Genomic DNA, 15,535 nt, shown 5'->3' on the forward strand with positions numbered 1-15,535 from the left:
AAGTTAAATGCGAACTAAAGATTTTATCTACTATGCCAGTGCAGCTGTTCTTATGGCAGTAACCACTCAAGTGGCTAGTGCCGATGAGGTAGCCACTCAAATACCTACCGTTGCTGAAGGGAGTCATTATCAAGCTGCAACGGCAGCTGATATTTTTGGAGGTGAAGGAGTTCTGGTTAAGGACGCACCGTCATCATCAGCAGCATCCACTGTGGCAACTCCGTCAACCGCTACAAGTGAAGTAGCAAACTCAAGTACTCCACAAGTCAGCCAATCAGTGGTAGTTTCAACTGAAACTTCTGAATCAAGGACAGTCGCTTCCGAATCAGTAGCTAAAGTAAGTTCGGTAGCAAGTTCAGAAAATACATCTACTTCAAGTGTTTCAGAGGTATCAAGTGCAGCTTCGACTGAGCCGGAAAGATTGACTCATTCGGTAGCAGGTCAAACTGCAGATGCCTTGCAACCTAAAGCAAATTTTTCAATTGAGAATAACAATCAGACGACTGGTACCTTTGATGCAGTGGTTCGTGATATTGTCGCTCCTTTGGGTGTCAAAGAAGTTCTCGTACCAACTTGGAGTTTAGCCAATGGCCAAGATGACCTGATTTGGCATAAGGCAGCTAAGCAAATGGACGGCTCTTACCGTGTGACCATTAAAGCAGTAGATCACAGGGGAGAGGCTGGTAATTATCGTGCTGATGCCTATGTTGTTGATCTAACAAATAAGAGACATTATATTGCTGAGAAAGTAGTCTCCGTTAATTACTCTCGTCCAAGTGCAAGTCTCGTTATTGAAAACAATAATGCGGTTACAGGTACCTTCGATGCTGTAGTGAAAAACATCATTGCTCCTACAGGTTTAAAAGAAATCCTCGTACCGTCATGGAGTCTAGTTGGTGGTCAAGATGATTTGATTTGGCATAAGGCTACGAAACAAGCGGATGGTTCTTACCGTGCTACCATTAAGGCAAGTGACCACAAAAATTCAACCGGTAAATACCGTGCCGATGCCTATATTGTAGATAATTTTAACAAGCGTTTCTACTTGACTGAAAAAGTGGTGGAAGTTAGCCAATCGCGTCCCAGTGCCAGCCTAACGATTGAAAATAACAATGCTACGACAGGCACTTTTGATGCTGTGGTTCGAAATATTGTTGCACCAAATGGCTTGAAGGATATCTTGGTACCGTCATGGAGTCTTGTTAATGGACAGGATGATTTGGTATGGCACAAAGCGACTCGCCAAGCAGACGGTAGCTATCGTGTCACCATTAAAGCGTCGGACCACAAACATTCAACGGGTAAATACAGAGCGGATGCTTATCTCGTAGATAATGTTGGTAACCGTCAGTATTTGACAGAGACTGTGGTTGAGGTTAGTGAGGCTAAGCCAAGTGGCAGCATTTCTATCTTAAATAACAATGGTGCTGGTAGTTTTGATGTGCTTATCAGTGATGTCTATAGCCCTAAGGGTGTGCGTACGGTTCAGGTGCCTATCTGGTCCGAAAAAGATGGGCAAGATGATATTCGTTGGTATGAAGCCACACGTCAAACAGATGGCAATTACAAGGTTACTGTCCAAATTGCCAACCACAAAAACGTAACTGGTCTTTACAATGTTCATCTTTACTATATCCAAAACGATGGCTCACAAGTTGGAGTTGGGGCGACTCAAACAAAAGTGACCTTATCGGAACCTAAAGCAGACCTTGCCATCACAGGTCTCAACAATGCTACTGGTAGCTATGATCTTGTCATTTCAAATTTGGTTGCACCATACGGCTTCAAAGAAGTTCTAGTTCCAACCTGGTCAGAAAAGAATGGTCAAGATGATATCATCTGGTACAAGGCAGCTAAACAAGCTAATGGAGACTATAAGGTAACCGTTCGTTCAAGCAACCATAAAGGTGATAGCGGTCTCTATAATTCTCATGTCTACTTGGTTGATAATGATGGTAAATTCATTGGCCTTGGAGGCAAACAAGTGACACTTGATATCACTAAGACTCAAGGAACCTTAACTATTACCAACAACGACAAAAATCGAGGCACTTTTGATGTTGTCATCACCAATCTCACCAATCCAGGTGGGATTACTGGTGTCGTTATCCCTGTATGGTCTGACCAAAATGGTCAAGACGATCTTGTTTGGCATAATGCTACAAAACAGGAGGATGGTTCCTATAAGGTGACGGTTTCTGCCAGCCAACACAAGTGGAATTCAGGCAAGTACATCGTTCACGGATATTTGACAGATGCATCAGGTAAGAATGTTGGTTTTGGTGCAACTTCTGTTGACGTGGTAGCTCCTAAGAAAATCGGTTCAGCCTCACGAGGAAACTATGATGTCTTTAATAAGATTGTTTATCTAGATGCGGGCCATGGTGGCTATGATCCAGGGGCTTCTTATTTTGGCATTTCTGAAAAGAGTTTGACCTTGGCTATCCAAAGTCGGGTGAAAGCTAAACTAGAAGCAGAAGGTTATCAAGTTGTGACCACACGCACAAGTGATACCTTTGTTGACCTAACAGATCGTTCTCGTGCAGCCAATGCATCTGAGTCAGATATTTTCGTCAGTATCCATATCAATGCTTCAGGAAGCTCTGATGTGCAAGGTATCGAGACTTATTATTACCAACCTTTTGCAGAATATCCTTCACGTATTAATGCGGCTTATCATGCCAATCCGACTCGTTTGAGCATGAGTGATACCCTGGCAAATGCTATTCAGTCTAGCCTTATTAACGCAACTGGAGCTCAGAATCAGGGCGTTAAACGTCGCACCTTTGCGGTCTTGCGAGAAACAACAGCCCCAGCAGTCCTTCTAGAACTAGGTTTCTTGTCAAATCCTCAAGAAGCAGCTCGCTTAAGGACGTCTGCTTACCAAGAAACTTTGGCCAATGCGATTGTAGCAGGGATTAAGCGTTATTATTCTATTTATAATTAAGAAATTGAGAGAATCTAATGGTTCTCTTTTTATTTTCAAAGAACGAAAACGCTTGCATAAATGTAATCTAAATGGTATATTAGAAAATGTGAAAACGCTATCAAAAGGAGTTATAATGAAAAGAAATACTCAATCTAATAACGAAAAAGTCCTTCGTTATAGTCTTCGTAAGTACAAGTTAGGTTTGGCTTCTGTAACAATTGGAGCTGTTTTTTTGAGCTTTACTGCGGTTCAAGGGGTAAAGGCAGAAGAAGTTTCAACATCTGTATCAAGTACACAGGTAGAACCATCTGATTCTAGTCTTACCACCAGTGGTCTAGTAATTGAAACGCCAACAGCTCCTGTAACAGCTGATAATACCACAGTGTCCAAGGAAAATGAGCCAGTTTCTCTTTCAGAAGAAAATACTAGCCCTACTGTGGCTAACAAGCTAAATGAAACAACTGAAAACATACCAAAAACAGTAAGTACTAACAATAGTCAACCTCTTACTAATGCGTCTGAGGACCCTATCACTGACGGAACTATTCGCTTGCATTTTCAAGAGTTACCAAGTCCAGACAAGGCTTCACTTGGTCTTTGGACTTGGGATGATGTGGAGACACCATCATCTCAGAAGGGTGCCTGGCCAACAGGAGCAACCTCATTTGCAGAAGCCAAACAGGATGATTATGGTGTTTACCTGGATGTGAAGTTGTCTGCTTCTCCCAAAAAGCTTAGCTTCTTGATTAATAATGCCGCTGGAACGAACCTTTCAGGAGATAAAACTGTTGAAATTCTAAGTCCTCAAATGAATGAGGCCTGGATTGACAAGGATTTTCAAGTTTACAGTTATCAACCTATCCCTCAGGACCACGTTCGTATCAATTATTTCCGTACGGATGGCGACTATAGTAATAAGTCTGTCTGGTATTGGGGTGATGTTAAGGACGCTCCAAGTAATTGGCCTGATGGTGTCAATTTCCAACTAGATGGTAAGTATGGTGCCTATTTAGACATTCCGCTAACCGAGGCTGCTAAATCTATCGGATTTTTACTCTTAGATGAGAGCAAAACAGGAGATGATGTGAAAATTCAACCAAATGATTATAAATTTAGTGACTTGAAAAAAACTCGTCAGCTTTTCGTACGAGATACTGATACGACAGTCTACACCAACCCTTACTTTGTCAAGGATGTGCGTTTGACTGGAGCTCAGCAGCTTAGTCCAAGCCAAATCGAACTTAGCTTCACCAATCTAGAAGAGGTTTCATCTGAAGACATTCTCAAAGACCTCAAGGTGACAGATAAGGATGGTAATAGCGTCACTCTTAAACAACTTGACTTGGATGCTAAACTTAAAAAAGCCAAACTAATAGGTGATTTTGCTGCAGAAAATCTACCTTACAAGGTCACTCTAGGCAATGATAGTTTTAAAACATCTGAAAGTTGGCAATTGAAGGATGCGCTCTACAGTTACGATGGTGAATTGGGTGCTCGTCTAGAGGAGAATGGTAGTAAGGCACATGTGACCCTTTGGTCACCAAGTGCAGATCAAGTAGATATCATTGTCTATGATAAGAATAATCAAGACATGGTTCTTGCTGAACATGCCCTAAACAAAGGACCTCGAGGGACTTGGCAAGCTGACTTGCTTGCGACTGATCTTGGTTTGGATAACTTAACAGGTTATTTCTATCAATATCGCATTAAACGTGGTGATCAGTCTGTAATTGTTCTTGATCCCTATGCGAAATCTCTGGCCGCTTGGAATAGTGACGATGCTAGCAAGGGACCTGACCATAAGATTGCCAAGGCTGCCTTTGTAGATCCTGCTAATTATGGACCAAAAGACCTTGATTACGCTAAGATTCCTAATTTTAAATCTCGAGAAGATGCCATCATTTATGAGGCTCATGTTCGAGATTTCACTTCTGATAAGGCTATCTCAGCTGAATTGAAACACCAGTTTGGGACTTTCGCAGCCTTTGCAGAGCGTTTGGATTATCTTAAAGATCTTGGTGTCACCCATATTCAGCTTTTACCAGTATTAAGCTACTATTTTGTCAATGAAATGCAAAATGGGAAGCGTTTGGATACCTACGCTTCAAGCAATAGTAACTACAACTGGGGCTATGATCCACAAAATTATTTCTCTTTGACGGGTATGTATTCTGAAAATCCAAGTGATCCTGCTAAACGTATTGAAGAATTCAAGAATTTAGTTGAGGCTATTCATAATCACGGTATGGGAGTTATCTTGGATGTGGTCTACAATCATACAGCTAAGACAGCTATCTTTGAAGATCTTGAGCCAAATTATTATCACTTTATGGATGCTGATGGTACTCCTCGTTCGAGTTTTGGTGGAGGGCGTCTTGGAACAACTCACTATATGAGCCGTCGTGTCTTGGTTGATTCGATTGCTTATTTGACTAAGGAATACAAGGTAGATGGTTTCCGCTTTGATATGATGGGTGACCATGATGCTGAAAGTATCGAGCAAGCTTACCATGCTGCACGTGCCCTTAATCCAAACCTTATTATGCTTGGTGAGGGCTGGGTGACTTATACTGGCGATGAAAATAGCCCTGTTCAGCCTGCCGATCAGTCTTGGATGAAAGATACTGATACCGTAGCTGTATTTTCAGATGATATTCGAAACACCCTCAAATCGGGTTATCCCAACGAGGGGACACCAGCCTTCATTACAGGTGGCAAACGTGATATTAATAAGGTCTTTGACAATATCAAGGCACAACCAACTAACTTCGAGGCTGATTCTCCAGGTGATGTGATTCAATATATTGCTGCTCACGATAATTTGACCCTTTTTGATATTATTGCCCAATCAATCAAGAAGGATCCAAGCAAGTCTGAGAATAATGCTGAAATTCATCGTCGCTTGCGTCTAGGAAACCTCATGGTCTTGACTGCTCAGGGAACACCATTTATTCACTCTGGTCAGGAATACGGCCGCACCAAACAGTTCCGTGATCCTGCCTACCGTTATCCGGTGTCTGAGGACAAGGTGCCGAATAAGTCCCATCTCTTAGTGGATGAAAAGGGCAATCCATTTGACTATCCGTACTTTATCCATGATTCTTATGATTCTAGTGATGCCGTTAACCATTTTGACTGGACTAAGGCTACTGATACTAAGTTATTCCCAGAAAATACGAAAACACGTGCATTTACCAAAGGGTTAATCGCTTTACGTAAGTCTACAGATGCCTTCAATTTTAAATCAAAAGCAGATGTGGATACTCGTGTGACGCTATTGACAGTTCCTGGTCAGGACAATGTGGCTCAAGAAGATTTGGTATTAGGATACCAAACTGTTGCTTCTAATGGTGATTGCTACCTGGTCTATATCAATGCTGATAGCAAGGCTCGCCAGTTTGATTTGAGCAAGATTACAAATGGCCTATCCTATCTGGTTTTGGCAGATGATGACCAAGTCAATTTATCCGGAATTAGTGAGTTATCAGGTGTGACAATCAACAATCACATCTTGACCTTGGATCCACTAACAGCGACTATTATTCATTTGACTAATGCTCAGACGCCAACTGAGGAAGTAGCTAAGCCTTCTGAAAAGACTAATGCACTCGCTGGTAAAGATGCTGGGGTAAGTAAAACAATTGTCAAAACCTCAAGTCAAGAGGACCTTGTTGGAGATGCTGAGATTGTTAATCGTGACAATGGTCAGGCTAAGACTGAAGCTGGTCGACAAACTGATAAACAACTGCCATCCACTGGTGAAGAGACAAATCGTGGACTCTTTTTAGCAGGTCTTCTAAGCATTCTTAGCCTAGGATTCCTTAGAAAACGACGGACGAAATAATAAGTGACAACAGGTTATTTCCTGTTGTTTTTCTTTTATTTAGAATCATTCTTATCTGCTCTTTAGAATAGTTCTTAAATAGGCTAAAACCATTGACAGTGCTGGGTTCTTCTGTTAGTTTAGATTATGTTCTCCTACAATGGGAGATCATTATTGACTTATCATTGCTCGTTTTTCATAAACATGAAAGCGGCGATTCACATATATATCGACAGATGTCGCACACTATCTTGAAAATAGGAGGCATTTATGAAAAAATTAAATAAACTTGGTGTTGTTCTTTTGGCATCAGGACTTTTATTGACGGCTTGTGCCAAATCTGGTAATTCAAGCCCGACGAGCTCAAAACTCACAGCCAGTGAGCAAAAGCAATTGAAGCAGGCTACAAGTGATTACAAGACTTTCGTAGAAGGCGAAATTGATCAGCTTTTGAAAGATACTGAGGGATTCAGTGAAACCCTCAAGTCAGGAAATCTTGAAGAAGCTAAGAAACAATACCCATTAGTTCGTATGGCTTACGAACGTTCAGAACCAATTGCAGAAAGCTTTGGTGAGTCTGATGTGAAAATCGATTACCGTTTGGTAGATTACATGGATGAAAATAAATCAGAAGACGGCTGGTCAGGTTTCCACCGTATTGAACGCATCATGTGGCAGGACAACACGACGGATGGGACTGCGACTTATGCAGATCAATTGGTTAAGGATATCAAGGAACTCAAGGCTAAAATTGCAACTGTTAAAGTTACTCCAGATATTATGTTGACAGGAGCTGTAGACCTTCTTAACGAAGTAGCCACTCAAAAGATTACGGGTGAAGAAGAAGTCTTCTCACACACTGATCTCTACGACTTCCGTGCCAATATTCAAGGTGCAGAAAAAATCTTTGAACTCTTCAAGCCATTGATTGAGAAGAAAGATGCTAAGCTTGTGAAGACTTTGGAAACAGAGTTCAAGAATGTGAATGGACTTTTGGACAAACACATGATTGATGATAAAAACTATAAGTCTTATACTGATTTGAGTGAGGCTGATACTAAGGAATTGGCTGAAGCTGTAACGAAACTTGGTGAACCATTATCACAAATGGGTGTTATCCTAGATGGGAAATAAGAAAAATGACTGACGAAAAATTTTTAGATAAAAAAATGGACCGTCGTGAATTTCTTAAAAAAGCAGGTATTGGAGGGGCTGGTCTTGCACTTGGTCTTTCTGGTGCATCTGCTTTTTTCGCTAATCAGGATAGTTCAACAAAAAAAGCCCTAAATGGGGATGAAGATATTAGCTTCTATGGCAAGCACCAGGCCGGGATTACGACTCCTATGCAGAAGGCTTGCTATTTGGTGGTTTTAGACCTTCACACGACGGACAAAAAAGAAGTCATCCAGCTTTTTAAAGACTGGACCGATTATAGTAGTAAATTGGTCGAAGGAGAGTTGGTCCAAAAAAATGGTGCCAACGCCTTCTTGCCACCAAAAGATACAGGGGAAACAGTAGGACTGAATCCCTATCGCTTGAGCCTGACTTTTGGGGTTTCGGCTGATTTTCTTAAAAAGCTTGGTTTGGAATCCAAGCGTCCTAAGCTCTTCCGTGATTTGCCACCATTTCCTAAGGAGCAGTTGCAGGACAAGTATACAGGTGGAGATATCGTTATTCAAGCCTGTGCGGATGATGAACAAGTAGCCTTCCATGCTATCCGCAATCTGATTCGTAAAGGTCGTAATAAAATCACCATGAAGTGGAGCAAATCAGGTTTTGCAGCCATCGGTGACCGCAAGGAAACGCCTCGAAATCTCTTTGGTTTCAAGGACGGAACTGCTAATGTGACGACAGAAAAGGAATTTGACAAGGTTGTCTGGACTGACAGTAAGGACTGGATGAAGGGTGGTTCTTATATGGCTCTTCGTCTGGTACAGATGCATTTGGAGACTTGGGATCGTACCAATTTGCAGGAGCAGGAAAACACTTTTGGTCGCTATAAGGAATCGGGTGCCCCCTTTGGTAAGAAAAATGAGTTTGACGAAGTAGATTTGTCAAAATTACCAGTCGATTCGCATGTCCGTTTGGCTAAAGAAGTGGATCTTCCTATCTTACGCCGTTCCTATTCTTATTCGGATGGTATTGATGAGAGAACTGGTCAGTTTGATGCAGGCTTGATTTTCATTGCCTACCAGAAGGATCCAGACCATTTTGTTAAAATTCTGACCAATCTTGGTGCTGTAGACAAGATGAATGAGTACATTACCCATATCGGAAGCGGGCTCTTTGCTTGCTTTGCTGGTGTGGAGAAAGGAGGCTACCTTGGTCAAGCACTCTTTGAATAAACTCCTCGTTTTGGTGGGGCTACTGGCCTTATTCTGGACTTATCCAGTAGCTGCTGAATCCTATAGTGATCTCTATATCAAAATCACAGATGCAACAACAGCTGTTCAAAATAAAGATCAAGCTAAAGCTAAGGAATTGGTTGGTGAGATTAAGTCCGATTTCGAAACTAAAGAAAATCACGATTCCAAGGCTGGTAAAGAAGTCAGCAAGGCTCTTGATATTAAGGGCGATGTAACAGAAGAAGATTTAACCACTATCTCGTCAGCCCTTCTTAAATTTGAAAAAGAGCAAAATCCTGTTGATTTAGACGCAGAGAAGGAAAAACTAAATACTCGCCTTGAGCCTTATTTCAAGAACTTACAGGATGCCATCACAGCTAAAGACCTGGCTGCGACCCGTAAAACTTACGGTGAATTAAATAATGCTTGGACGCGAAATGAAGCTGTTGTCCGTGACCATAGTACCGCTTACTATGGCAAGATTGAAACCGCTATTTCACTACTGAGAAGTAGCATTGAAACAGAACCTACTGATTTCACTAGCATCCAGTCATCTTATGATGATCTTAAGGGTGGGATTGATGACTTTATCAAGGGTGTTCCTCTTGATAGCACTAGCACCAGTTTAACTCTTAAAGATGGTATTAAGCTCTTGGAAAAAGCTCTAGGTCAATTCCAAGCAGGTGATGATAAAACAGCTGCGGCAACGATGAAGAAGTTCATCACTATCTGGCCAACCATTGAAGGAGATGTAAGCACAACTAATCCTAGCCTCTATACACGTGTGGAGAGTGAAACGCCTGTTATCATGGTTAAGGGGAAAGAAAAGGCTTATCAAGATAAACTCCAAGCCTTAATTACAGATTTATCTGCTATCGATACTAGCGCTTCTTATAATGCCTTTGATGCCATGTTGATTCTCTTGCGTGAAGGAGTAGAAGCCCTCCTCATCGTCATGGCCCTTGTGACAACTCTTAAGGCGGCCAAGATGCGTAAGGGACTCAAATGGGTTTATGGCGGAGCCCTTGCTGGTGTTCTTGCCAGCGCAGTTATAGCTGTTATCTTGCAAGTTTTCTTTCCAGCTGTGACCTCTGGGGCTAACCGTGAAATTATTGAAGGTGGCGTTGGTATCTTTGCAGTTGCGATGATGATTCTTATCGGAATATGGCTCCACAGCAAGTCTTCAGTTAAACAGTGGAATGACTTTATGGATCGTCAGATGAAGGCGGTGACAGCTACCGGAAGTTTTGTGTCCATGTTTGCCCTCAGTTTCTTGGCTGTTTTCCGTGAAGGTGCCGAGACAATCCTTTTCTATGTTGGTATTATCCCACGTATCACGACAGCTAATTTCTTGATTGGTATTGGTTTAGCCATTGCAGTTCTTGTTATCATTGCTGTAGCTATGACTAAAGCGAGTCACTATATTAAACCACATCGTATCTTCTTTATTTTAACTTGGTTGATTTATGCCTTGGCCTTTAAGATGCTCGGTGTCAGCATTCATGCCCTTCAGTTGACCAATATGATGTCTAATCATTTGATTAGTGGTTTCCCAACCATTGATTGGGCTGGTATCTATCCAAGCTTGGAAGTCTTGATTCCACAACTGATCTTTATTGTTATTATTGCCTTTGTGACGGTGAAACAGCATGGTAAGAAATAAGGATGAGATGACAATTGTTGAGCATCTGGTGGAATTTCGGAGACGCTTCATTGCAGTAGTCATTTGCTTTTTCCTAGTTTTTTGTATCACCTTGTTGTTCGCTGGGGAGCTCTATGCTTATTTGACCAGAGGATTTGACAGGCCCTTATTGGTTCTTGGTCCTAACGATATTCTTTGGATTTACATTAACCTAGCAAGTCTTATGGCTTTTACGGTGACGCTGCCTTTCACCACCTACCAGATTTGGCAGTTCGTGAAACCTGGTTTGAAGGATAATGAAGCGCGTGCAATCTTTGCTTATATACCTGCAACTTTTGTCTGTTTTGTATTGGGCTTGGCTTTTGGCTATTATTTTGTGAGTCCAGCTATCTTAGAAGTGCTTTTGAAACTAGGTGAAGGACTCTTTAATACGCAAATAACAGCGCAAAACTACCTCAGTTTTTTATTGCATACGACTGTGCCTTTAGCAGTTCTCTTTGAACTACCTGTAGTTGTGAGTTTTTTGACATCTATCGGCATAATAACACCAGTTTTTCTGACACACTATAGACGCTATGCCTACTTTATTCTCTTGGTTTTGGCGGTCATTTTGACACCAGCTGACTTTATCAGCGACTTGGCCATGACTGCTCCCTTAATCTTGCTTTATGAAGTTAGCGTAACACTTAGTAAGCTCATTTATAAACGTAAACAAAGAAAATATAACGAAAAATAGAAAGGAGATTTCATGGGAATTCTACGTGATATCGGAGCTCCTGGACTTATCATTATTGTTCTAGGCGCCCTTCTCATCTTTGGTCCTAAACGCTTGCCAGAACTTGGTCAATCTATTGGTAAAATGCTATCCGAATTTAAAGCAGCCGTAAATAAGACCGATGATGATAAAAAAGACGAAGAAGACAAGAGTAAAGACTAGGATCTCTACTTAGTGAATATCTTCAAGTTTCTTGACAATTATAAGCTTTTATGGCATAATACTTTTGTATTGAATAGTAAGTCTATATCATAGGCAAGAAAAGACCCCAAGCTAACTTCCACATAAGCTCGGGGTCTTTTTTAGCACTATCTATCCCTCTTTAACCACTTGTCGATTAGACGAAGGATAACACCGACCACAATAGGTCCGATGATAGTTTTGAATAGTAAATCCATCATAGGCAAATTCACCTCCCTTCGTAGGCGGTGTCGAGGTGCCAAAGGCTATTATATCATAGATTGATAGAGATATGGTTAGTGAGTATCAGGAAGTAAAAGTTAGAATGTGATTTAATCATGCCAAACAAAAAATCAGCCCTCTTGAGCTGATTTTTTTATCTTACAAGCTGATACGTTTTTCTGTTTCAGCGTCGAAGAAGTGACCTTTAGCAACGTTGAAAGTAAGGTTAACTTTTTCACCTGGATTGTGGAAGTCACGCGCATCAACACGAGCAGCAAATTCAGTTTTTCCAAGTTTTAGGTAAAGCATTGTTTCTGCACCGAGGAGCTCTGAAACAACGACTTCAGCATCTACATTGGCATCTGGATATACTTCTTGAACGATTGGACGGCTTGAAACATCTTCAGGACGGATACCAAAGATAACTTCTTTACCTTGATAACCTGTTTCTTTCAAGATTTTAGCTTGACCTTCAGAAATTGCAATATCCAAGCCTTCAGAGTTAGTGATACGGTTGCCATCAACTTTGACATTGAAGAAGTTCATAGCAGGACTTCCGATAAATCCGGCAACAAATTTATTGGCTGGCTCATTATAAAGTTCTTGAGGTGTACCAATTTGCTCGATACGACCGATAGTACCAGAACCATCAGGGTTCTTAGTAGAACTCATGATAACGATACGGTCAGCAAGGGTCATGGCTTCTGTTTGGTCGTGGGTTACGTAGATGGTAGTTGCCCCAATATTACGAGTAATTTTAGCAATTTCAGCACGCATAGTGACACGAAGCTTAGCATCCAAGTTTGAGAGAGGTTCATCCATGAGGAAGACTTTAGCATCACGAACGATAGCACGTCCCATAGCTACACGCTGACGTTGACCACCAGAAAGGTCGGCCGGCTTACGATCTAAGAACTCAGTCAAACCAAGGCTAGCAGCAGCTTCACGCACACGTTTGTCGATATCGTCTTTTTTATATTTACGGAGTTTAAGACCAAAGGCCATATTTTCATAGACAGTCATGTGTGGGTAAAGGGCGTAGTTTTGGAATACCATGGCAATGTCACGGTCTTTTGGTGATTTGTCATTAACCACTTCACCATCAATATAGAGTTTACCTTCAGTGATTTCTTCAAGACCAGCAACCATACGGAGAGTTGTAGATTTACCACATCCTGAAGGCCCTACGAAAACGATGAATTCCTTGTCTTTAATGTCGATACTAAAATCTTCGACAGAGTAGTGAGTTGCATTTGGGTATTTTTTGTAAATTTTATCCAGTTTAAGAGTTGTCATATCATTTATCCTTTATTATTTAACTGATCCGCCGGTTACACCTTCAACATAGTATTTCTGCATGAAGATAAAGAGAAGGGTGATTGGGATGGCGATGATAATAGCACCTGCGGTAAATGGAAGGAACCATTCATTGATTGCGTCTTGGTTAAGCATTTGATAGAGTCCAAGGGCAACAGTATATTTATCTTTAACGTCACCGAGGATAACAGATGCAAAGATGAAGTCTACCCAAGGTCCCATGAAGGCCATGAGAGCAGTATAGACGATAATTGGTTTAGACAGTGGCAAGGTAATCTTAGTGAAGATTTGAAGACGAGTTGCACCGTCAATCATTGCTGATTCATCCAATGAGTAAGGAATGGTATCAAAGAAACCTTTCGCAATGTAGAAACCAAGTGCTGCCCCAGCAGAATAAACCAGAACCAAAGATGTCAAGGTTTGTGTCAAATTGAGTGCTTTCAAAATGTAGTAGACCGCAATCATTGACATGAAACCAGGGAACATGTTAAGCACAAGTGCCAATTTCAAGAAGCCATTTCTGTGTTTGAATTTAATACGGCTAAGTGAGTAGGCCATCCCAACGGTAATCAAAGTTGAGAGGATACATGTACATGTGGCAACGATGAAGGTATTGATGAACCATTTTCCAAATGGATAAGCATCGCTGGTAAAGAGTTTGATGTAGTTATTAAGAGTATAAGTCTTAGGGAAGAAGTACGGTACCGCATTAGCTCCTTCACCACGGAAACTTGTAAGGAAGATCCAGAGAATCGGAATCAACCAGATGACAGCTAGAACTGTCAATAGGATATAAGTACCAGTTAGGTAAAGATTTTTCTTACGTTTCATTATTTAGCAGCCCCTTCCTTGAATGAAGATGATCTTGTGTAGGCCAAGAGACTGAATGTTGCAGAGATGGCAAAGATCAAGATACCGATAACAGATGCCAAGTTGTAGTCTTTAGCGCTAACAGTCAGTTTGTAGAGCCAAGTTACCAAGAGGTCAGTTGAACCTGCTTGATAGTATTCAGAATTAGTAGGTCCACCACCAGTAAGGAAGTAGATAACGTTGAAGTTATTGATATTACCGATGAATTGTTGAATCAAAGATGGCGCCATAATCAAGAGAATTTGTGGGAAAGTAATGCTCTTGAAAATTTGGAATTTACTTGCTCCATCAATTTCAGCTGCTTCAATCTGCTCAGTTGGCAAGTTCATGATGATACCAGTTGCGACCAACATTGTGAATGGAATACCAATCCACATATTAACCAAGATAATAGAGAATTTAGCCCAAACTGGATCAGTCAAGAATGGAATCGGACCATTTGTAAGATGCAAGGTTTGAAGCAAACCATTCAAAGGACCGTGGTCATTTAGGAAGTTACGCATCAAAAGAAGTGATACGAACTGAGGAACGGCGATAGTAATAACGAAGAGCGTACGCCAAACTTTCTTGAATTTTAGCCCCTTAGTGTTAAGCAAGAGGGCAAGGACAATACCGAAGAAGAAAGTAGTTGCTGTTGCGGCAACCGCCCAAATCAAGGTCCAAGTCAAAAGTGGGAAGAAAGTACCAGCCATACGACCTTGTAGGACTTCACCAAAACTTGCAAAGCCAACCCAGTCGAAAAGTGATTTAGGAGCTGGGTGATTGTGGTCAAAGTTTGTAAAGGCCAAACAAATCATGTAGATCAAAGGCAAGATGGTGAAGAGCAAAACACCAATCAATGGAATAGACATTAGCCCCATGTGGAAGCGACCATCTGCCAAGGTCTTAAAGTCTTCAATAAAGTTAGGTACCTTACGATCTGATTGCTTAAGAGCCATGAGATGGCGAGCACTTTTAAGGTTACACCAGTAAATATAAGCAAAGACTGCACAGAATATTACTGAAGCAAGACCAAAAATCAACATGAGCATCGAGTTATCTCCAGCAACTTGCACAGTTAGCTTGATACCATTAACTTCTTTAATGGCTTCACCCTGTTCTTGAGTACCCAAGGTTATCATGCCTTGGAGAGCTGGGACAATTTGGATAACGAATGCCGCTAAAAAGGCAATCTCAGAGAGGAGGAAGAGCAAACCCTTGGTGAACTGTTTGTTGACCAAGTTTGCCAATCCCATTACCAGAAAGGATAATTTGACATCCCATGTACCCTCTTTGAAGACCTGGCGCATAGGAGTTGTGTCGTAGATTGTTTGTGACATAGATATCTCCTCAGATAAATGTATGATTAGTGATGTTTTTATTTTGTCTATAAGTCATAGATAAAGAGGCTAGGACCTTCACCTGCCTCTTTACCATCTCATTTGTAGGTTTC

Annotated in this window: 11 protein-coding genes; 7 read left to right on the forward strand and 4 right to left on the reverse strand. The window is 41.3% G+C overall.

Translation table 11 applies throughout. The annotated features are described in order from the left end of the window. The first annotated feature begins 7 nt into the window (after positions 1–7). From QRD39_RS03025 to QRD39_RS03055, 7 genes are all read left to right on the forward strand, one after another. On the forward strand, positions 8–2,947 hold the full coding sequence (locus QRD39_RS03025) for an N-acetylmuramoyl-L-alanine amidase (RefSeq protein WP_285955617.1): 2,940 nt from the start codon (positions 8–10) through the stop codon (positions 2,945–2,947). Positions 2,948–3,062: 115 nt separating this feature from the next. Further along, complete coding sequence (locus QRD39_RS03030) at positions 3,063–6,773, forward strand: pullulanase (protein ID WP_285955618.1); 3,711 nt, start codon at positions 3,063–3,065, stop codon at positions 6,771–6,773. A 249-nt stretch (positions 6,774–7,022) separates the two neighbouring features. After that, positions 7,023–7,886, forward strand: coding sequence for an iron uptake system protein EfeO (efeO, locus tag QRD39_RS03035; RefSeq protein WP_285955619.1), 864 nt, complete (start codon positions 7,023–7,025; stop codon positions 7,884–7,886). A gap of 5 nt (positions 7,887–7,891) precedes the next feature. Then, the gene (gene efeB, locus QRD39_RS03040) at positions 7,892–9,097 is read left to right on the forward strand and encodes an iron uptake transporter deferrochelatase/peroxidase subunit (RefSeq protein ID WP_285955620.1); all 1,206 of its coding nucleotides are present in this window, start codon (positions 7,892–7,894) and stop codon (positions 9,095–9,097) included. Continuing rightward, complete coding sequence (locus QRD39_RS03045; protein ID WP_285955621.1) at positions 9,075–10,760, forward strand: FTR1 family iron permease; 1,686 nt, start codon at positions 9,075–9,077, stop codon at positions 10,758–10,760. Before efeB ends, QRD39_RS03045 begins: the two co-directional genes overlap by 23 nt. Continuing rightward, complete coding sequence (gene tatC, locus QRD39_RS03050) at positions 10,747–11,475, forward strand: twin-arginine translocase subunit TatC (protein ID WP_002889346.1); 729 nt, start codon at positions 10,747–10,749, stop codon at positions 11,473–11,475. The genes QRD39_RS03045 and tatC overlap by 14 nt, the downstream gene beginning before the upstream one ends. Positions 11,476–11,487: 12 nt before the next feature. Beyond that, positions 11,488–11,676: a twin-arginine translocase TatA/TatE family subunit gene (locus tag QRD39_RS03055; protein WP_037613447.1), complete on the forward strand. Its 189-nt coding sequence runs from the start codon at positions 11,488–11,490 to the stop codon at positions 11,674–11,676. 146 nt (positions 11,677–11,822) lie between these two features. On the opposite strand, the gene QRD39_RS03060 is transcribed toward QRD39_RS03055, so the two are convergent. From QRD39_RS03060 to QRD39_RS03075, 4 genes are all read right to left on the reverse strand, one after another. Further along, entirely contained in the window at positions 11,823–11,915 is a 93-nt protein-coding gene (locus tag QRD39_RS03060; RefSeq protein ID WP_286657680.1) for a type I toxin-antitoxin system Fst family toxin, read from the reverse strand. A gap of 160 nt (positions 11,916–12,075) precedes the next feature. Then, positions 12,076–13,212, reverse strand: coding sequence for an ABC transporter ATP-binding protein (locus QRD39_RS03065; RefSeq protein WP_002889347.1), 1,137 nt, complete (start codon positions 13,210–13,212; stop codon positions 12,076–12,078). Positions 13,213–13,227: 15 nt separating this feature from the next. Next, positions 13,228–14,064 carry a sugar ABC transporter permease gene (locus tag QRD39_RS03070; protein WP_002889349.1) on the reverse strand — a complete coding sequence of 279 codons (837 nt, stop codon included), beginning with the start codon at positions 14,062–14,064 and terminating at the stop codon, positions 13,228–13,230. Continuing rightward, positions 14,064–15,422 carry a carbohydrate ABC transporter permease gene (locus QRD39_RS03075; RefSeq protein ID WP_285955622.1) on the reverse strand — a complete coding sequence of 453 codons (1,359 nt, stop codon included), beginning with the start codon at positions 15,420–15,422 and terminating at the stop codon, positions 14,064–14,066. The genes QRD39_RS03070 and QRD39_RS03075 overlap by 1 nt, the downstream gene beginning before the upstream one ends. Positions 15,423–15,535 lie beyond the last annotated feature (113 nt).

Source organism: Streptococcus raffinosi (assembly GCF_030284685.1).
In the GTDB taxonomy this organism is placed as follows: Bacteria; Bacillota; Bacilli; order Lactobacillales; family Streptococcaceae; genus Streptococcus; species Streptococcus raffinosi.